General features: G+C 39.2%; 18 protein-coding genes and 1 riboswitch. Of the genes, 4 read left to right on the forward strand and 14 right to left on the reverse strand.

The annotated features are described in order from the left end of the window. Nucleotides 1–131 precede the first annotated feature (131 nt). The 7 genes from N782_RS13550 to N782_RS13580 form a co-directional block, all read right to left on the reverse strand. Nucleotides 132–1,166: an anthranilate phosphoribosyltransferase gene (locus tag N782_RS13550; protein WP_036821063.1), complete on the reverse strand. Its 1,035-nt coding sequence runs from the start codon at nucleotides 1,164–1,166 to the stop codon at nucleotides 132–134. A 165-nt stretch (nucleotides 1,167–1,331) separates the two neighbouring features. Then, complete coding sequence (gene menC, locus N782_RS13555; RefSeq protein WP_036821066.1) at nucleotides 1,332–2,432, reverse strand: o-succinylbenzoate synthase; 1,101 nt, start codon at nucleotides 2,430–2,432, stop codon at nucleotides 1,332–1,334. Further along, the gene (locus tag N782_RS13560; protein ID WP_036821069.1) at nucleotides 2,429–3,925 is read right to left on the reverse strand and encodes an o-succinylbenzoate--CoA ligase; all 1,497 of its coding nucleotides are present in this window, start codon (nucleotides 3,923–3,925) and stop codon (nucleotides 2,429–2,431) included. The genes menC and N782_RS13560 overlap by 4 nt, the downstream gene beginning before the upstream one ends. A gap of 108 nt (nucleotides 3,926–4,033) precedes the next feature. Further along, nucleotides 4,034–4,852: a 1,4-dihydroxy-2-naphthoyl-CoA synthase gene (gene menB, locus N782_RS13565; RefSeq protein ID WP_036821072.1), complete on the reverse strand. Its 819-nt coding sequence runs from the start codon at nucleotides 4,850–4,852 to the stop codon at nucleotides 4,034–4,036. 44 nt (nucleotides 4,853–4,896) lie between these two features. Then, the gene (gene menH, locus N782_RS13570; RefSeq protein WP_152600775.1) at nucleotides 4,897–5,703 is read right to left on the reverse strand and encodes a 2-succinyl-6-hydroxy-2,4-cyclohexadiene-1-carboxylate synthase; all 807 of its coding nucleotides are present in this window, start codon (nucleotides 5,701–5,703) and stop codon (nucleotides 4,897–4,899) included. Nucleotides 5,704–5,716: 13 nt separating this feature from the next. Continuing rightward, nucleotides 5,717–7,450, reverse strand: a complete 1,734-nt coding sequence (gene menD, locus N782_RS13575) for a 2-succinyl-5-enolpyruvyl-6-hydroxy-3-cyclohexene-1-carboxylic-acid synthase (RefSeq protein ID WP_036821075.1) — start codon at nucleotides 7,448–7,450, stop codon at nucleotides 5,717–5,719. After that, nucleotides 7,447–8,835, reverse strand: coding sequence for an isochorismate synthase (locus N782_RS13580; protein ID WP_036821077.1), 1,389 nt, complete (start codon nucleotides 8,833–8,835; stop codon nucleotides 7,447–7,449). The genes menD and N782_RS13580 overlap by 4 nt, the downstream gene beginning before the upstream one ends. A gap of 253 nt (nucleotides 8,836–9,088) precedes the next feature. On the opposite strand from N782_RS13580, the gene N782_RS13585 reads away from it, so the two are divergent. From N782_RS13585 to N782_RS13595, 3 genes are all read left to right on the forward strand, one after another. Then, on the forward strand, nucleotides 9,089–10,036 hold the full coding sequence (locus tag N782_RS13585) for a 1,4-dihydroxy-2-naphthoate polyprenyltransferase (RefSeq protein WP_036821080.1): 948 nt from the start codon (nucleotides 9,089–9,091) through the stop codon (nucleotides 10,034–10,036). Between the two features lie 280 nt (nucleotides 10,037–10,316). Continuing rightward, nucleotides 10,317–10,697: a hotdog fold thioesterase gene (locus tag N782_RS13590; protein ID WP_036821156.1), complete on the forward strand. Its 381-nt coding sequence runs from the start codon at nucleotides 10,317–10,319 to the stop codon at nucleotides 10,695–10,697. A gap of 29 nt (nucleotides 10,698–10,726) precedes the next feature. Next, nucleotides 10,727–11,095: a TraR/DksA C4-type zinc finger protein gene (locus N782_RS13595; protein WP_036821083.1), complete on the forward strand. Its 369-nt coding sequence runs from the start codon at nucleotides 10,727–10,729 to the stop codon at nucleotides 11,093–11,095. A 70-nt stretch (nucleotides 11,096–11,165) separates the two neighbouring features. Here N782_RS13595 and N782_RS13600 read toward each other — a convergent pair whose 3' ends face one another. The 4 genes from N782_RS13600 to N782_RS13615 all read right to left on the reverse strand — a co-directional run bounded on the left by N782_RS13600 (nucleotide 11,166) and on the right by N782_RS13615 (nucleotide 15,061). Next, complete coding sequence (locus N782_RS13600; protein ID WP_161783114.1) at nucleotides 11,166–11,885, reverse strand: GNAT family N-acetyltransferase; 720 nt, start codon at nucleotides 11,883–11,885, stop codon at nucleotides 11,166–11,168. Nucleotides 11,886–11,912: 27 nt separating this feature from the next. Then, nucleotides 11,913–12,245: a hypothetical protein gene (locus tag N782_RS13605; protein ID WP_036821086.1), complete on the reverse strand. Its 333-nt coding sequence runs from the start codon at nucleotides 12,243–12,245 to the stop codon at nucleotides 11,913–11,915. A gap of 759 nt (nucleotides 12,246–13,004) precedes the next feature. Beyond that, nucleotides 13,005–13,583, reverse strand: coding sequence for an ECF transporter S component (locus N782_RS13610; protein WP_036821160.1), 579 nt, complete (start codon nucleotides 13,581–13,583; stop codon nucleotides 13,005–13,007). 178 nt (nucleotides 13,584–13,761) lie between these two features. Then, a riboswitch (FMN riboswitch) is annotated at nucleotides 13,762–13,914 on the reverse strand. An 88-nt stretch (nucleotides 13,915–14,002) separates the two neighbouring features. Continuing rightward, entirely contained in the window at nucleotides 14,003–15,061 is a 1,059-nt protein-coding gene (locus N782_RS13615; RefSeq protein WP_036821089.1) for a M20/M25/M40 family metallo-hydrolase, read from the reverse strand. Between the two features lie 158 nt (nucleotides 15,062–15,219). Here N782_RS13615 and N782_RS13620 point away from each other — a divergent pair, with 158 nt between their 5' ends. After that, nucleotides 15,220–15,513, forward strand: coding sequence for a hypothetical protein (locus tag N782_RS13620; RefSeq protein ID WP_036821090.1), 294 nt, complete (start codon nucleotides 15,220–15,222; stop codon nucleotides 15,511–15,513). Here the strand turns inward: N782_RS13620 and N782_RS13625 are convergent. The 3 genes from N782_RS13625 to N782_RS13635 form a co-directional block, all read right to left on the reverse strand. Further along, on the reverse strand, nucleotides 15,489–15,848 hold the full coding sequence (locus N782_RS13625; RefSeq protein WP_036821093.1) for an SH3 domain-containing protein: 360 nt from the start codon (nucleotides 15,846–15,848) through the stop codon (nucleotides 15,489–15,491). The two genes, N782_RS13620 and N782_RS13625, sit on opposite strands and share 25 nt — an antisense overlap. A 288-nt stretch (nucleotides 15,849–16,136) precedes the next feature. Further along, nucleotides 16,137–17,441, reverse strand: a complete 1,305-nt coding sequence (locus N782_RS13630; RefSeq protein ID WP_036821162.1) for a nucleobase:cation symporter-2 family protein — start codon at nucleotides 17,439–17,441, stop codon at nucleotides 16,137–16,139. After that, nucleotides 17,441–18,028 carry a xanthine phosphoribosyltransferase gene (locus tag N782_RS13635; protein ID WP_036821096.1) on the reverse strand — a complete coding sequence of 196 codons (588 nt, stop codon included), beginning with the start codon at nucleotides 18,026–18,028 and terminating at the stop codon, nucleotides 17,441–17,443. Before N782_RS13635 ends, N782_RS13630 begins: the two co-directional genes overlap by 1 nt. Nucleotides 18,029–18,208: the final 180 nt, after the last annotated feature.

Raw genomic sequence — 18,208 nt, forward strand, 5'->3', positions numbered from 1 at the left:
ATCTCGAATCCAAGTCTTCAACATAATGGTGCTTATATGGAAGAACATATCACAGCCTTTTACATAAGAGGCTCATTTGAATGAAAATCACTAAAAGCATGTGAGAATTACTTCATCCACATGCTTCCTAGTTAATCCCCTCTCCACTTCTCTAACTGTCTTAGACCTTTTTGACTTTGCAACTGTTCCTTTGCAATCGAAATCCCTTCTTCGATTGTCTCAACGTCTCCAAACAGATAATACCGAATGCCTGCATTGAATAGTACTTGATTATAGTAGTAGCGATACGATTCTGGCACTTCTCCACTTAATAAAGCGAGAATGATGTCTGCTTGTTCTTGAATCGTTAACTTATGATCTTTATCAAACTCTTTATCCAGTAAACCATAATCTTTTGGTTTTACAACCCAATCCTCATACGTTTCATTGGAAATCTTGAAAATAAAGCTATTTCTGTGTACTGGTAAGTCTTCAGATCCTTCTACACCTTGAACGATATATACATGTTGATATGTGAGTCCTTCAAATAATGGATAAATTTTATTAATAGCTGTACGATGATAAGCTCCCATCATTAATGAATGAGCATTTGATAAATTTAATAACTTTTCTGCTGTATTCAATAATGTTCTTACGTGCAATTGTTCGCGAATCGGCCTTAATCTTCCAAGTGAAGGGCAAAGAGATTCCGTTGAGGCAAACCCTATTCCCTTTTCCTCAATGGATTGTGTAATTTGCTGGTGCGTCTGTTCCACTTTTATTCCTAATGCAGTCAGAACGTCTTTCACTGTTGTTCCGTATTTAGGCGGCAAGGCATCACTACTGTGCAAGTAAGCAGGAATTCCATACTCTGATAAAAGGATAGAAACAGGTATCGTTGCTAGAAAGGATTTTCTACCATTATACGGACCCGCGAAGTCTACAAGGCTACGTTGAACGGATGATGGAACAGGAATGGTTTGGCTATGTTCTCGTAAACTGTGAACAAAAGCAAGCATCTCATCAGGAGATTCGGTTTTGATTCGTTCGGCAACGAGATACCCTGCGACTTGGGCATCTGTTGCTTCGCCATTTAGTATAGATGCAGCCGCTTCTCTTGTTTGATCGTAGGATAGGTCTGTTGAACCTCGTTTCCCCCTAGCTACTTCTTTGAGCCATTCTTGCATGTGTGGGCACCTCTCTTCTTCTGTGTAGGGTAGTTTTATTTATTCTTTCATACTTCCCTGAAAAATGTCTATAGAAAAACTAATAAAACACAGTGGTTTAATCGGTTTTTCAATATAAAATAAGAGCAGATTACTCTTAATAGTAACCAGCTCATCAGAAATCCATTACAAGTCCAACATGTACGAATCCGTTGTTATCTTACTTATGTAATCAACATCGACATCATAGCCAATTCCATCTCCGTCTGGGATGACTACATACCCATTAGGTAATTCTACTTCCGGTATAATAACATCCTTCTCCCAGTACCGCTTCGAGGCTGAAATATCACCTGGTATAGTGAAATTTGGTAAACTTGCGAGGGCAATGTTATGGGCTCTGGAGATACCCGTTTCTAGCATTCCTCCGCACCAAACTGGAATATTATACTGCGCACAAAGGTCGTGAATTCTTATAGCTTCGGTTAAGCCACCCACTCTTCCAATTTTAATATTTATCACTTTACAACTTTCCAACTGAATGGCTTGATAAGCATCATGATAGCTCGTAATACTTTCATCCAAGCAAATGGGTGTGTTCATGTGCTGCTGGAGTTGTTGATGTAGATAAAAATCGCCTGCTTGAAACGGTTGCTCGATCATCATTAAACCAAGGTCATCTAATGATTTTAAATGGTCCATGTCATCCTTGCTGTATGCACCATTCCCATCAAACATTAATAGATGAGCTGGCACATATGAGCGTGCAATGTCTATACGCTCTCGTTCCTCCCCTTTTTCAACCTTCAACTTAAACCTTCGATACCCCGCCTCTTTGTATTGTGGAAGTAGTGTATGTATATCATCTTGTAAACCAAGCACCACGCCTACCTCGATTTCGTTCTTACGACCACCTATCAAATGAGAGAGTGGCTTTTGCTTTGTTTTGGCATATACATCCCATACTGCTGTTTCGATAGCAGCTTTTGCCATTTGGTTATCTTGAAAGCCTGTTAAACGTTCAGAAACATCTTGTGGATGTTCAATAGAATGCTCCTTTAAAAAAGGAAGAAGCTGTTGAATCATGATATCCCAGGACGATTGGACTGTTTCACCAGTATAAAAAGGAGTGGAGAAAGCCACTCCTTCTCCCCATCCACTTATTCCTTGACCATCCTTCACCTCTACAAGTACCCCTTCTCTTTTGCTTACTTCACCAAGATGGGTTTTAAATGGAGATACGAGATTCATCTCATACCGGTATAATGTTACGTTCGTTAGGTTCATTCTGCATTTCCCCTTTTCTTCAACCAGTTCCCCAATTCTCTTCGAAGTAATTTGTTTGATGCATTCCGTGGAAGATAGTCCTCAAAATAAATCATTTTGGGGATTTTGTACTTAGCAAGAGCACGAACACAATGGGAATAAATCTCTTCGGTAGATAATGACACTCCCTCATGGAGAACCACAAATGCAACAGGCACTTCTCCCCAACGATCATCGTCTTGGCCAATCACGCCGACTTCTTTGATACTATCTACCCCTAATAGTACTTCCTCAATTTCAGCAGGATAGATATTTTCCCCACCTGAAATAATCATGTCTTTACGTCGATCAACAACATATAGAAAACCTTCCTCATCTACATAACCAAGATCTCCCGTAAAAAGCCATCCATCTTGAATGGTTTCTTCATTTGCTTCAGGGCGTTTATAGTAGCCGCTTGTCACCATCGGCCCTTTTACAACAATTTCTCCTATGGTTTGGGCTCCAGTTTTTTGGTGATTGTTTAAGATAGTCAGTTGGGCTGGAAATAAGGGTTTTCCTGCAGAACCAATTTTCCACAATGCATCCTGAGCACTTAAGGTAACAATTTGTGAGGACGTTTCCGTCATCCCATATGTTTGAATAACAGGAACTTGCTTAGAGGCTGCTTCTTCTAATAAAGGCTTCGGTGCAGGGCCTCCTCCTAAAAGCATACAGCGAAAGCTTGATGGATACGCTTCATCTACGTGTAATTGTGCTAACAGTCGCTTGAGCATAACAGAAACAACTGAAACGATTGTGACTCCTTTTTCCATGATTGCGTTATGTATTTCTTGTTCATCGAACGATGTTAAGAGAGTAATTGGCATACCATATATCACATTTTTAAATAAAAGCGATAAACCTCCTACATGAAATAAAGGAAGTGTAGCTAACCAATGATCTTCTTCACTTAAGCCAAGGTTTAAAGCAGAGCTTACAGCGCTCCACCAATGATTTCCATATGTCAACATAACCCCTTTAGGATTTCCTGTTGTCCCAGACGTATAGAGAATGGTATAAACCTCATCCATAGCCACCTCTAATTGTGGCTCATATGGTGACTCATTCTGTTTTGATATCTCTGCAAAAGAATGACTACGAATCGCTAATTCTTCTCCAAGGTCTTCAATGATAGAAGATATATCTTGATCATAGATAACCACATCACAGTCAGCATCTTTTAATTGAAAGCTAATTTCCCTTTTAGTAAGGCGCGTATTCAAAAAAACACCTACTGCTCCTATATAGGAGATGGCGTGGACAAAACGCACAAAATCTAGTGAATTGTTGGCGTAAATGGCCACGTGACTTCCTTTTTTGACACCTAGTGACGTTAGTTTCCCCGCCATACTCATCGCTTGGGTACGTAATTCTTCAAACGTAATCGAGCTTTCTTGAGTATGAATCGCCGGACGCTCCGGGGTTAAAGCAACACGCTTTTCTAACCAATTCGGAATGGTTTCAGTACTCATAGACACCCTCCCTTTTCTTGATACATTTATGTTAACCTTATATGTCTATCACAAACATGTTGAGTGAAATAGAAAACCCTTGCCCTAAATGGGGCAAGGGTTTGAGCATTAAGGAAATCTAGGGAATTGCTTAAAGTCAGGTTTGCGTTTTTCTTTAAATGCATCGCGACCTTCTTTTGCCTCATCCGTTGTGTAGTACAATAGCGTCGCATCTCCACCCATTTGTTGTAGACCTGCTAAACCATCCGTATCCGCATTAAAGGATGCTTTCAAGAAGCGTAGAGCCGTAGGTGATTTGTCGAGCATTTCTTGACACCATTGAACCGTTTCTGCCTCTAATTGATCAACAGGCACAACTGTATTGACTAAGCCCATATCTTCTGCTTCTTTAGCAGAATACTGACGGCACAGATACCAAATTTCACGAGCCTTTTTATGACCAACAATACGAGCAAGCAGTCCTGCACCATATCCTGCATCGAAGCTTCCTACCTTAGGACCTGTTTGTCCAAAGATTGCATTGTCTGCAGCGATGGTTAAGTCACATACGATATGTAAAACGTGTCCACCACCGATAGCATATCCTGACACCATAGCTACAACTGGCTTTGGTATAACGCGAATTAAGCGCTGTAGATCTAGAACATTCAAACGAGGGATTTCGTCTTCCCCTACATAACCACCATGGCCACGTACTTTCTGATCTCCTCCAGCACAGAAGGCATCGTCTCCTGCTCCTGCTAGAACAATGGCACCGATTTTTGAGTCATCGCGTGCAAATGCAAATGCATCTAATAATTCCTTTACGGTTGTTGGACGAAATGCATTTCGTACTTCTGGTCGGTTAATTGTGATTTTTGCAATGCCATCATACGTTTGATATAAAATATCTTCATAATGACGTTCGTTCACCCATTCTACTGTCATTTAAAATTCCTCCTATCCTACTTTTGCATGTTAAAACGCTTTCATTACTCCTCGCTTGGAAAAATGAATTCAGTTACTATTTTACCAAAAAATTTCGGTTGTTCCACATGTATTGCATGTCCAGTATTGGAAACTTTAACATGATGGGCTTTTTGGAATGCTTTCTCCATATTTTCAGCTATAGTTGTAAACTTTTCATCTAATTCGCCAGATAGAAGAAGCACATCTCCTGTAAAGGTTGAAAGTTTATCCCACCAAGAAGGCTGAATACCTGTCCCCATACCTCTAAGTGAAGCAGCCAGCCCCTCAGAAGTATGGGATAACCGTTCGTTACGAATGGTTTCCTTTACCTCTTCCGAAAGACCTTGCTGAGATGCGAACATCGGAAGCTCCTGCCAATGGTTAACAAATGCTTCTACCCCATACTGTTCAATTTCAGTAGCGAGACTTTCATCTTTGGTCTGTCTAGTAAGCTGTTCATGAGCTGTTTCCAAACCTGGACTTGCACTTTCAAGAATTAAACCCTTCACCCGCTCGGGATAAATCATCGCATATGATAAAGCCGTTCGCCCTCCCATGGAATAACCTAATACGTATAGGTTTTCCAACTCTAACTGCAGGAGTATGTCATCCATATCCTTACAAACAGACTCCATCGTAAATTCTGTACTACTTTTCGTTTTACCATGCCCTGGTAAGTCTATTGTAATAATCTTAAACTGATCTTTCCAGTCATTTACAAAATGTCCCCATGTATGATGAGTCCCGGTAAACCCGTGCAACAACAAGATTGGAGGACCTTCTCCATGCTGTTCAATCCAATAATGGGTATCATTGATTGTGATATACAATTCCTAAGTCCTCCTATACCTCTCTTAATGATGCTTCGATTTGTTTCCATTTATCCCGATGCCACTGTGCATTTTCATCCCGATTCGTCATGACTTCAATCACGTGTAAATCGTTGATGGAAAAACTAGTGGTCATAGCACCTCGAAATTGTTCCCATGTATCCACTCTAGTAAAGTTCCCATTATACATTTCAACTGCTTTTTGAAAGTCAAGCTGTAAAGGGGTTCCAAATAAAGGCTCGAAATGTCCTGGATGGTTTGCCTGAGGGAGGAAGGAGAATATGCCTCCACCTTGGTTGTTAATGACAACGATTCGTATATCTAATCCATATTGCTTCGCCATTAATAATCCATTTAAATCATGGTAAAAGGATAAATCACCTAAAACCAGCGTTACAGGCTCACCATATGCTGCAGCACCCAATGCGCTTGAAACCATCCCATCTATTCCATTTGCACCACGATTAGCTAACACTCTTATATGCTTTGGTGTCGTCATGAAAAACGTATCTAAGTCGCGAACTGGCATGCTATTCCCAATATAGATGGAACTTTCCTCTGGAAGTAACTCCGTTAACTCGGTTATGACATGCCCTTCGGATAGCGATCCAATGCCCTTATCATCTATCAAGCACTTCTTAGTAATACGGTTGGCATCTCGCCACTTATCAAGCCAAGATTTATCAAACATCCACGTACCAACTTCATGTAGCCATTGCTTACAAAATGTCGTACCTTCTGCATAAATCATTCTAGTATGATTATTCGTCGGCTCTCGATGGCCTTCATGATCTTCTACAACATATTGCACGATGTCTGGATGATTCTCAATCAATAATTTGTAAGGCTTTGAAACAGGCATAGCCCCAAATCGAATAATAAAATCAGGATTAAACCCTTCTCGCACTTCTTCACTTTTTAACATCGCATCATAGCATTCAATTACATGATCTTTCTCATGCTCTCCAGCTCTTACCTGCGATAACGGGTCTGCTAGAAGTGGGAGTTGTAGATGTTTCGCTAACGATGTGATGGCTTCAGCTAATTCCTTGTCCTCTTGGGGACCACATACTAGTAAACCTCTTTCAAGTGAGCCTATCTCATCCTTAATCTTCTCGATTTGGCTAGTTTCAAGCATTCGTTTTCCACTTGTTACAGGGTGATAGCCTTCATTGCGTTCCCCCCATACATTTTCAACGGAAAAGTCAGGTACAAGTGGCTCGCGGAAAGGGAAATTTAAATGTACAGGACCTGCATTTCCATCTAATGATTGATGTAATGCTCTCGCGCCAATACTCCTAACATAACGTAACATAGCGTCACTTTCTTCAGGCATTGCCATTTCTTGAAACCATTTCACATATCGACTAAACATATGAATTTGATCAATTGACTGTGGTGCACCTACATCACGAAGTTCATGAGGTCGATCGGCAGTTAAAATAACCAAAGGGACCCTACTATAATAGGCTTCCACAATGGCAGGATAATAGTTCGCTGCAGCGGTGCCTGAGGTGCACACAAGAGCTACAGGCTTTTGTTGTTGTTTCGCCATCCCCAATGCAAAAAAAGCTGCAGAACGTTCATCCATATGAACCCAATGTTTAATGCTTTCATGCTCTGCAATCATCATGGATAAAGGGGTTGAACGTGAACCAGGAGAGATGACTATATCTGTCATCCCTCCTTTAGCTAATTCATCTATAAAGTTCCCTACATATTTAGTTAATTGGGTCGTATGTGTCATTGAGATCCTCCTAGAGCATGAAGCATTGGTAGAAATTTTATCGCCGTTTCTTCATATTCCGCTTCAGGATGAGAATCTTCCACAATACCACACCCAGAAAAAAGAACTGCTTGATTGTGAGTAATAAGAGCAGATCGTATGGCTACAGCAAATTCTCCATTATCCCGAGCATCGAACCAACCAATAGGAGAAGCATACCAACCTCTGTGGAAGGGTTCTTTCTCACGTATGAATTCGATAGACTCTTTTATAGGATACCCACCTAAAGCTGGGGTTGGATGGAGCTGTTTGACGATATCTAATATGGTGTACCCATTATACAATTTTCCTCTTACAGGGGTGTATAAATGCTGCAAATTACGTAAGGGATATAAGACAGGATGATCTGGTACATCCACATCATGACAACACGTTTCCACTGCAGCCTTAATCATATTCACGACAAATTCGTGCTCTTGAAGGTTCTTATTATCTTGTAATAATTGGTTTCCCAAATAGCGATCTTCTTCAACTGTTTCTCCTCTAGCAATCGTACCAGCTAAACAAGTAGAGAGAAGTTCTCTTTCCTCAAGCTTCACCAGTCGTTCTGGAGTAGCTCCTACAAAGCAAGAATCCCCGCGTTCATATGCAAATACATAACTTTGATGCTGTTGCTCCTGTAACGTGTTTAACAATGACGCTATATATATATCAGAAGAAAAAGTTGCAATCATTTCTCTAGCTAACACAACTTTCCCTAGCTTCCCTGCTTTTATTTCCTCTGTTGTTTCTCTTACAATACGCTTCCACTCCTCAGGTGCCACTTCCTCTTGTTGAATTAATTGTGGTTCTGAGCTCTGCTCGAATTCCTTTTCAAGTAGTGTTGTACACTGATTTACTAGTTCCTGATAATAAAGGTCAGTAGAATCCTCAGGAGATAAAAGCGCATTAATTGTAATAAAATACTTTGTTCCAGATTTCGTTAACAAAAACCTAGGAACCACCGTGGAGCTGTTAGGAAAATCACTCCATGTAGCCGAAGCTTGTTTATAAGGGTCAAAAGCAAATCCTCCGAATGCAACAGGTCCTGTCCCTGAAGCATTTGTAACGTTATCAATTTCAGCATGGTTGAGTAACTCACCCCACTGTTTTTGCGTTAGTTGAAATCCTTCTTCATTGGATTCAATTTTGCAAGCTTCCCCTATACCTACCAGGGTAAATGAACGGTCAGCACTAGACCAATAAAACCTTTCTCCCTTAAATGTGTTACCTGCTTGATAAAATGCAAGAGGTTTTACTTCCTCTATCTCAGTTGTAACACTGACTAATTGACTTGACTGTGAAGAATCTATTGTAGCTATAGAACGGTATAGCTTTTCATATAATGTTGAAGTTGTTTGAATCAAAATATTGCCCTCCAATCAACCAGGGACTAGCATAGCTATTATGCAATATGATAATTATAATTATATCGAAAAATAAACGAAATTCCCAAAATCCCATCTTTAATTGTATTCTCTTTTTTTGTTTGACTCAAGAAATGCTTATATTTCCCTCTATTATTGAGTGAATAGGTAATTGACAGGGTCGTCCAGTTTGCCTAAACTTAATTAGGGGCAAATATAAACTAATTGTCCTATTCCTAAGGGAGAGAAACGTATGCAAAGCATGAAAAAACAAGATATACAAACTGCTTTAAATGAGCGAAAAGGGTGGCAAGTCTGGTGGAGACTCTTGAGGCCACATACCTTAACAGCAGCGTTCGTCCCAGTATTCATTGGAACAATGCTTGCTACTTTACAAGAACCCATTCACGTTGGCTTATTTCTAGCCATGCTATTCGCTTCTATTTTAATACAAGCAGCGACGAACATGTTCAATGAATACTATGACTATGTTCGCGGCTTAGATACCGAGCATTCAATCGGCATTGGTGGTGCAATCGTTCGTGACGGTATTCCACCCAAGAAAGTATTGGCATTAGCGGTAAGCTTTTTCGGTATTGCAATGCTTCTTGGTGTTTATATTTGTATCGCCACAAGTTGGTGGATTGCACTCATTGGACTTATTTCAATGGCATTCGGCTATCTGTACACTGGTGGACCTTATCCAATTGCTTATACTCCATTTGGTGAAGTGATATCAGGATTCTTTATGGGAACCGTTATTATTGGTATTAGCTATTATATCCAGACGTTATCTATTACTAGCGAGGTAATTATCATATCGATTCCTGTAGCCATCCTGATTGGCGCTATCCTTTTAGCCAACAACATCCGAGATCTTGAAGGCGATAAAGAAAACGGCCGTAAAACATTAGCCATTCTATTTGGACATAAAGGTGCTGTCACCTTTTTAGGCATGTTATTCGGTACAGCCTATTTACTAATTGTCCTTTATATTATAGCAGGTTTACTTCCTATTTGGTCATTAATCGTATTCTTAAGCATTCCAAAACCTAAGAAAGCCATTCAAGGCTTTGCAAACAACACATCACCACTAGAAATGCTTCCTGCCATGAAATTCACAGCTCAAACGAATACGATTTTTGGCATTTTACTCGGAATTTCCCTGTTATTACAATTATTAATACCCATTACCTTTTAAAGACAAGCCTACTGTGCTTGTCTTTTTTAGATTGAGCTTTGCTGTGGGGCTCGGCTCTGGAGCGACTTTTGAAAATTTGGAGCGACCGCTCAATCCGAGCATACCTATAATGTGACAAACAGCGTTCTGTGTCTATCGCTGTCGCTTAACGACCGTTTGCGCTATTCTCATAAATTACTGGAAGGATTTTTCTTATAGCAACTTGAATACATAACCATTACTAATGTTTTGTATTGCTTTAAAAAGGAAATATTCTAGAAAGGAAGATGAACTAATGGAAATGGATTATAAAAATTCAATGCTAGGAGCTCTTGGAATAGAAGAGGTAACTCTGACAAAGGAACGTGTGGTTCTTTCTATGCCTGTTGATCATCGAACCCATCAACCACTCGGTTTTTTACATGGTGGTGCTAGTGTTGCACTTGCTGAAACGGCAGCTAGTATTGGTTCGATTCTTCACGTGGATATGGAGAAGTATAATGTATTTGGCATCGAAATAAATGCCAACCACATCAAAAGCAAACGCAATGGCCTTGTATATGGAGTTGCCACACCTACACATATTGGGAAAAGTACAATGGTTTGGGAAATCAACATTGTTGATGAAGATGATGCATTAATTTGTGTTTCCCGTTGTACAGTAGGTGTCGTTCCAAAATAGAAGCTCCGTTTTGTGAAAGGAGCCTAGGCATGTTAACAAATGAACAAATACAAGATCTTAAAAACAGATTATACGAAATGAAGACAGAAGCTGAAAAAGAACTCGATAACCATAAAGGATACGAGAGCTCAGAGGGTGGTCCAGAAGATTCTGTAGGTGAACTATCAGAGCTCGATAACCACCCCGGTGAAGTAGGAACAGAAAACTTTGAACAAAGCAAAGATTATACCCTTAACATTCATGCACGTGAGCAGCTAGAGGAAATTAATGCTGCGTTAGATCGTATTGAAAATGGAAAATACGGCTATTCTGAGAAATCTGGTAAACCAATACCTTACGAACGTCTTCAAGCAATGCCAACAGCACGCTACCTTGTAGAAGAACAAGAAAACGCGTAATAAAGCATAAGCATGTACAACGTAACAGAACCAAAGCATGGTGATAACATTTTTTTATCCCCATGCTTTTTTAGTGTCCTCTTATATGTTTATATACTTTATAGGATTCTGTTATCTCACAACCATTCGAGACAAAAGTATTCACCATAGGCTTATTATGAACACTAGTGGATCCAATATAGTACCTGGCTTTAAAGTCTCGTTGGAGCATGCTCAATGCTGATTGATGAAGTTTCCTACTCTTGCCTATTCCTCTTTCTGAAGGCACAAGTCCAAAATAAAACAGTCTCCCTTCATTTGTGGTTCCTGGCTCAATATGAGGCATCACAACCCCTATTGTATTTCCATTTTCAGATGCTATAAGACATGATTGCTTATACGCCTCCCCTAACTCCTTTTTAACGGCCATCATCTGCTCATTCATGTGTAACGTAGAAGGTGCATTCAGAGAGCCAGACATCACTTCTCCCCAAGCTTCTTTAAAAATATCTGTTGATACATGGTGTAATGATGAGAAAGTTAGATTTGAATCACCGATTAATTCTTCTTGTTGCAAATCCTTGTGTACAAAGAGCGTTTCATCATGTAGATAGAAGCCTCTTTGTCTTAAAATTTTCTCTACTTGTTCTGGGAACTTGCTATGTACGAGAATGGTTATATTGTCATAATGGTTAAGAAGTTGTTCTGATATTTCAAAATTGACCAACTCCAACATTTCCTCTGTCGACAAAACATGTGTATTCTCTAGCGTTATGTATGTATCAGTTTCTATGACTTTAAGTTTATCCATTGCCCTCATGTCATCACGTCCTTCTTGTTAGGTCTTATAGAGGATAACTGCAGGGAGATCTCTCCCCTGTTTCACATGCTCATCAAATGTATGCATCTGACGAATAAGACGTGATCGATTAAAAGGAAATTCCTCCACTTGATCTAATTGTTGCATCAATTTAGTAAATAACTTTTCATAACCAGTCCACTTTTCTTTCTCAGCCTGCTCCATTACAGCCGACAATGTAGCCAGACATTTCGCCACATCTCGATGACTTCCTTCTAATAACATATCCCTGCTAATGTGGTGGCACTGTATGTAATCCTTTTTTTGATTAAACATTTCAGCATAGGTATCGATTTGTTCTTCAAAAGACATGAACACTCCCTCCCTCACTTATTCTGGTTTTCTTTTCATTCTTTATATTTTCAAAGATTCCTTCTTGTTTAATCGATATATTCAAAAGAAAAGCGCTTCTCCACTTGACGAGAGGCTTAAGTTAAATCTTTTCGTAGCACATAGAGAAAATTCAATTTTTATCTCTCTTTTTTATTTTGTGTTGTAGATAACTTTGAATTAAAACTAACACTAGTATAAGGAGATATAATAAAGATACGTATTTTACCTCAAAATTTAATGCCATCACTAAAACCGCTATAAAACAAATGGAATATAACACTTTTATTAAAACTAAGATTTTTTCAAGATTAATAAATTCCGCCCCTAACAAATATTGGTTATTACTGTTAGTTTATCAAATACAAACATGCTTCAATAGAGAAATTCCCCTTCAAAAAACTTTTCAAAAGAACAAAAGCGCAAGCGCCCGTTTAGCGACGTACAAACTGCGGCCACAGGATGTGGGTTGGTTCGATGTTGCTGCACGATGCAGCGAACTTAATCGAACTTCCTCTTAATCCTTTTGAGATAAAGGAAACACGAAGAGCGTAAGCGATTCGATGTTGACTTATCGTAAGGAGGTGCAGGAAGTTTGCTAGTCGCTGGGCGCTGGAGCTGGACGTGGCCACTTCACTTTTTTAGTTATACACAAGCATTGAATTTTATAATTTCCTATACAGTAAAAAAAGCCTGCGGCACAATAGCCACAAGCTCTCTTATAATTTATTAAGTGATTCATTACGTTACATTTACTCGCTTTTGTTCAAACCAAGGCTTTAGCTTTACAAACAGTGGTACAAATAATATTCCGACGAGAATTCCTTTCACCACGTTAAACGGAATAATCCCTGCTGTGATGTAGCCTAGTTTCGTTCCTTCCAGTTCAAAGCCCATCATCCATGTGTAAGCAGGTAGAATAACAAAGTAATTTAATACAGACATTCCAACTGCCATTACGATTGTTCCTGTCACTAGACCAGATACAACACTTTTAACACTTTTGTATCTGTGATAAATCATAGATACTGGTAAAACTAGCATAAGCCCTGCAAAGAAGTTTGCAGATGCCCCTATAGGATCGCCGCTACCCAGTATGAAGTGTAGTAGATTCTTAATTGCCTCTACAATCACACCAGCGATTGGAGAGAATAATAGTGCAGCAAATAGTGCTGGCACATCACTTAAATCTACCTTAAGAAATCCAGGTAATAGTGGTAATGGAAAATCTAGTAGCATTAGTAACAGTGAAATGGTGCTCATTAGTGATAATGTAATGAGCTTCAAAAGCTTTGATGAGCGCCCTTTGCTTGGTTGCATCATCGATCTCCTCCTTCATCTCTTTCTATCGATTCACATCCCAGATGAAGGTGAGCGAATGTTACCTATTTTATTTACGTCCATCTAAAAAAACCCTCAAGCCACATTACGTTGACTTCAGGGATTCGTTAAAAAAGACCATAGGCAAATAAAGGTATAAACATACCTATTTTTCGCTCTACATCTTCTCCCATCCAGACTGTAACTGTCGGTCCCGGATTCTCACCAGGTCCACCGCTTGGCCAAAAATGGCCTCCCGGGTCACGGACTTAGAACACCAAGTGGGTTCTTCACCGTCGGTCGGGAATTTCACCCTGCCCCGAAGATGGAATCGTTTTATAGTTGAATACAACTCTCATTATAATCAAAAAGAATCAATTTGAACAGCAAAATGTTTTAATTCCTTTGAATAATGCTCTCTAATCCTCCAAAGGATTTAAACTTTCCTTCCCAGTCATATCACTTATCATTTTTACCATTAATTCTATTTCCTCTTCTATATCTTGAACACTAGCTGTTTCTACTGGAGAGTGCATATAACGTAAAGGCAGAGATACTAAACTAACAGGAACGCCACGTCCAGTTAAGCGCATTTTGTCTGCGTCTGTCCCTGTCATCCGTGGCGTTAATTCATATTGTACGTTCATATCCAGGGAATGTGCAGCTTTTTCTAATAATCGATTGATTTTAATATTAATTGGTGCTCCTTTAGCTAATACAGGTCCATGCTCTAAACGGACATCCCCATATTTATTCTTATTCACATGTGGATAATCCGTCGCAAAAGTAACATCCACAGCTATTGCCATAGAAGGTTCTAATCCAGCGGCCGCAAAATAGGCGCCACCCATATTCGTTTCTTCATTCACTGTACTAGCCGCATAAACACCAACATTAATATTTTTTTCAGATAGGCGGCGTAGGACTTCGGCAACGATAAACGCTCCAGTTCGATTATCTAATCCTCTACCAGAAATATATCGATCCATTAATAGTTCAGGCTCGCGTTTATAAACAGCCAAGTCTCCGATTTGAACAAATTTTTCTGCTTCTTCTTTTGACTTTGCTCCACAATCAATAAATAAATCATCTAAATCAAAGTCACCTTTTAGACCACCATGGTGTTGAGCATTCACTCCAACTACACCAGTAATCGTGCCCCCTTGTCCAAGCACAGTAACTTTCATACCTACTGCAGCTTTAGGATTGATTCCACCCATTTTATCAAAGTGAAGAAAACCATGGTCATCAATGCGGTTAATAACTAGAGCTATCTCATCACAATGGCCAGCCAATAATATCTTAAAGTCGGCTTCTGGATTAAGTACACCAATAACATTACCAGCATTATCCGTACGAATTTCGTCAGCAAACGGTTTGATGTATTCCATCCATTTCTTCTGAATCCCCATCTCCATACTTGATGGAGATGCTGTTGTTAGTAATTCAAATAAGAAATCTTTTTGTGTGTTTTCCATGAAAGGTGTTCCTCCTTAGTATGTATCTTCTTATAATCTTACCAATTTCTATTATAAATCACCAAGGCACATGATTATTGTTAATGTTTGGAAAATGTGTCAGAAGGGAAGAAAATTAAACTAGAACGGAAGATTGTAACTATTTGAAAAGGAGCGTTATGATACATTACATTTATCTAATATTTGAATATATCGCTGGGCTTACAATCTTCAATTGGCTGCATGGGTATCGAAGAGGAGCAATCCTTATTGATTTTGAGGAAAGGTACAACGACCATCAGAAACAAATAGCGGCCATTATTACCGAGCTTGCAAGTCAAGGAAGAGAAGTTGACTATGTAGGCTATCGTCAATTCGAAATTGATGGAAAGTTATATATAGAAATAAAACAAGCATGCAACCCACTATCTCAGGTTACATGCTTGTTTTATTCTCTGCTTGGTTCAATATAATCCTTCGGCAACCAGCCTTCTTCGTTAGATGAAATCAAGCGACCTCTTATCCATCCATTCAATTCTTCTATTAATTGAAACTTATCTCCGACCTTCACATCTAATTCCTTCGCAACATAATCTCTCATTAGTACGCCTTGGTTTTCTTTAAATTTATATATGATTTGCTCTGGCACCCAGCCCTCGAGCTTAGTCTCATCACTATAGCAATATATCCATCGTTCCCAACCTTCAGGCCCACTTAGGCGATCAGTAAACGAAACATGATCCCCTACCTTGAGCTGTATAGGTTCTTGTTGGCTGCTTTGGTGTTCTTTTATAACCTCAAAAATCATGTTTGATACCCCTTTTCCATTACAAGCTAATTCATTTCCTGATTTGTAACGGCAAACCTATTCTACCTAATTGTAACTGGTAGGTGTAGCATTAAACACAAAAACTAATATATCTTTAGAAAACTATAACAATATAAACATAAATGTAACAAATTAACAAAAAGAAAGAAAATTATTTTACCAATCAAAAAAATTTCCTTTGTAGATACATAAAAAAATCGCATGTGATTCACTTTATGAACCAACATGCGAATTAATGAAATATTATCATACATATTTTTTCAGATACTAAGATGCAACCTCTTGAGTGGTGTGACTCGTTTTTTTCCTAACCTTATTAGGAAGTTCATTCAAAAACACATTCAAGATAATTGCCATAAAGCTTCCCGCTACAATACCGTTATCAGTTAGGATTTGGATTTGTTCAGGGAACTTGGCGAATAAATCTGGAGCAACCGTAACTCCAAGACCCATGCCAACTGAACAAGCGATAATCAATAAGTTTTCCTGTTGCTTAAGATCTACATTCCCAAGCATTTTAATACCATACGCTACAACCATTCCGAACATCGGTACCATGGCGCCTCCTAATACTGGTTCAGGGATGAGGGTGGTGATTGCACCTATTTTAGGGATTAGACCGATAGCGACAAGTAATCCACCTGCAATAAAAATAACGTTCCTTGTTTTCACACCTGAAAGTTGAACAAGGCCTACGTTCTGAGAATAGGTTGTGTAAGGAAAAGCATTCATAAATCCGCCTAAGAAAATGGCTAACCCTTCAGCACGGTAGCCTTTCGTAATTTCTTTTTCCGTAAGCTTACGATCGCAAATATCACTTAGCGCGAAATATACCCCTGTTGATTCTACAATACTAACAATTGCAACTAGCATCATTGTAATAATAGGTGCTATTTCAAATGTAGGTGCTCCAAAATAAAAAGGTTTGGGAACATGTATCCAAGCGGAGTCCATCAATGGTGAAAAGTCGACTTTTCCCATAAAGGCAGCAACAATCGTTCCAACCACTAATCCAATTAATATAGAAACAGCTCGAATAAATCCTGTGAACGCTCGTTGCAATATGATAATAAACACTAACACACCAAACGCTAGCATAAGGTTTGAAATAGCTCCATAATTTTCGCTGTCTGCTCCACCAGCCATATTATCCATTGCTACTGGGATTAGTGTAATTCCAATGATTGTGACAACAGAACCTGTAACAACCGGAGGAAAATACTGCACAAGCTTACCGAATATAGGTGCACAAAGGAGAACAAATAGACCGGTAAAGATAATAGAACCATAGATAGCTGTTATACCAAAATCGCTTCCTATTGAAATCATAGGAGCAACTGCAGTAAATGTACAACCTAACACGACAGGTAATCCAATGCCAAAGAACCGATTGCTCATCGCCTGTAAAATGGTCGCGACGCCACACATCAATAAATCAATGCTAACTAAGTATGTTAACTTTTCGCCACTAAGCCCTAATTGAGCTCCCACTATCAATGGAACAATTACCGCTCCGGCATACATAGCCAAAACGTGTTGTAGACCGATAGCTGTTGCTTTCATTTGCTTCATCATATGTGAACCTCCTCATCGGTAAAGATTACTTTCCCTTTTTCTAACCTTTCAATTTGCGCTAATGCATCGACACGAACACCTTTATTACGAAGATTCTTTCCACCATGTTGAAATTGCTTTTCGATGATGACGCCAATCCCCTCAATGGTAGCTTTTGTTTGCTCTACTAAGTTCATTAAACCTAAGGCAGCTTGTCCATTAGCTAGGAAGTCATCAATTATGAGGACACAATCAGTGTCATGAATAAACTCAGAGGAAATGCAAATTGTACTCTTTTCCTGTTTCGTAAATGAATACACCTCTGCACTCAGCAATCCTTCTTGTAACGTTAGAGATTTACGCTTACGAGCAACCACAACCTCTACACCAAGCTCCATGCCTGTCATTAGAGAAGGTGCTATCCCTGAAGATTCTAATGTTACTATTTTAGTTATTCCTGCATCGCGATATCGTTCAGCAAATTCCTCACCTATCTGCTTCATCAATACTGGATCAATTTGATGGTTTAAGAAGGCATCTACTTTTAACACTTCTTCGTTCAGCGCCTTACCTTCTGTAATAATCTTCTTCTTTAGTTCTTCCAAGAAAAGCCCTCCTTCTGTTACATAAAACGAGTACATTATGGGCAAAATAAAAGAGCATACTACTTAAGTTATTCATAATGTTCGTAAAAAAAAGCTCCATAAACAGTACGAGTATCGCACTGTTCATGGAGCTTTCTTAAATAAAAGAAGTCAAACTAAATACTCAACGCTTATACACTG

The sequence above is a fragment of the Pontibacillus yanchengensis Y32 genome, assembly GCF_000770635.1.
GTDB classification, from domain to species: Bacteria; Bacillota; Bacilli; order Bacillales; family BH030062; genus Pontibacillus; species Pontibacillus yanchengensis.

Bases quoted from the DNA above. Each gene is read 5' to 3' on its own strand.
- N782_RS13550 (WP_036821063.1), bottom strand. From the start codon at position 1,166: ATGCAAGAATGGCTCAAAGAAGTAGCTAGGGGGAAACGAGGTTCAACA.
- menC (WP_036821066.1), bottom strand. From the start codon at position 2,432: ATGAACCTAACGAACGTAACATTATACCGGTATGAGATGAATCTCGTA.
- N782_RS13560 (WP_036821069.1), bottom strand. From the start codon at position 3,925: ATGAGTACTGAAACCATTCCGAATTGGTTAGAAAAGCGTGTTGCTTTA.
- menB (WP_036821072.1), bottom strand. From the start codon at position 4,852: ATGACAGTAGAATGGGTGAACGAACGTCATTATGAAGATATTTTATAT.
- menD (WP_036821075.1), bottom strand. From the start codon at position 7,450: ATGACACATACGACCCAATTAACTAAATATGTAGGGAACTTTATAGAT.
- N782_RS13585 (WP_036821080.1), top strand. From the start codon at position 9,089: ATGCAAAGCATGAAAAAACAAGATATACAAACTGCTTTAAATGAGCGA.
- N782_RS13590 (WP_036821156.1), top strand. From the start codon at position 10,317: ATGGATTATAAAAATTCAATGCTAGGAGCTCTTGGAATAGAAGAGGTA.
- N782_RS13595 (WP_036821083.1), top strand. From the start codon at position 10,727: ATGTTAACAAATGAACAAATACAAGATCTTAAAAACAGATTATACGAA.
- N782_RS13600 (WP_161783114.1), bottom strand. From the start codon at position 11,885: ATGGATAAACTTAAAGTCATAGAAACTGATACATACATAACGCTAGAG.
- N782_RS13605 (WP_036821086.1), bottom strand. From the start codon at position 12,245: ATGTCTTTTGAAGAACAAATCGATACCTATGCTGAAATGTTTAATCAA.
- N782_RS13610 (WP_036821160.1), bottom strand. From the start codon at position 13,583: ATGCAACCAAGCAAAGGGCGCTCATCAAAGCTTTTGAAGCTCATTACA.
- N782_RS13615 (WP_036821089.1), bottom strand. From the start codon at position 15,061: ATGGAAAACACACAAAAAGATTTCTTATTTGAATTACTAACAACAGCA.
- N782_RS13620 (WP_036821090.1), top strand. From the start codon at position 15,220: ATGATACATTACATTTATCTAATATTTGAATATATCGCTGGGCTTACA.
- N782_RS13625 (WP_036821093.1), bottom strand. From the start codon at position 15,848: ATGATTTTTGAGGTTATAAAAGAACACCAAAGCAGCCAACAAGAACCT.
- N782_RS13630 (WP_036821162.1), bottom strand. From the start codon at position 17,441: ATGAAGCAAATGAAAGCAACAGCTATCGGTCTACAACACGTTTTGGCT.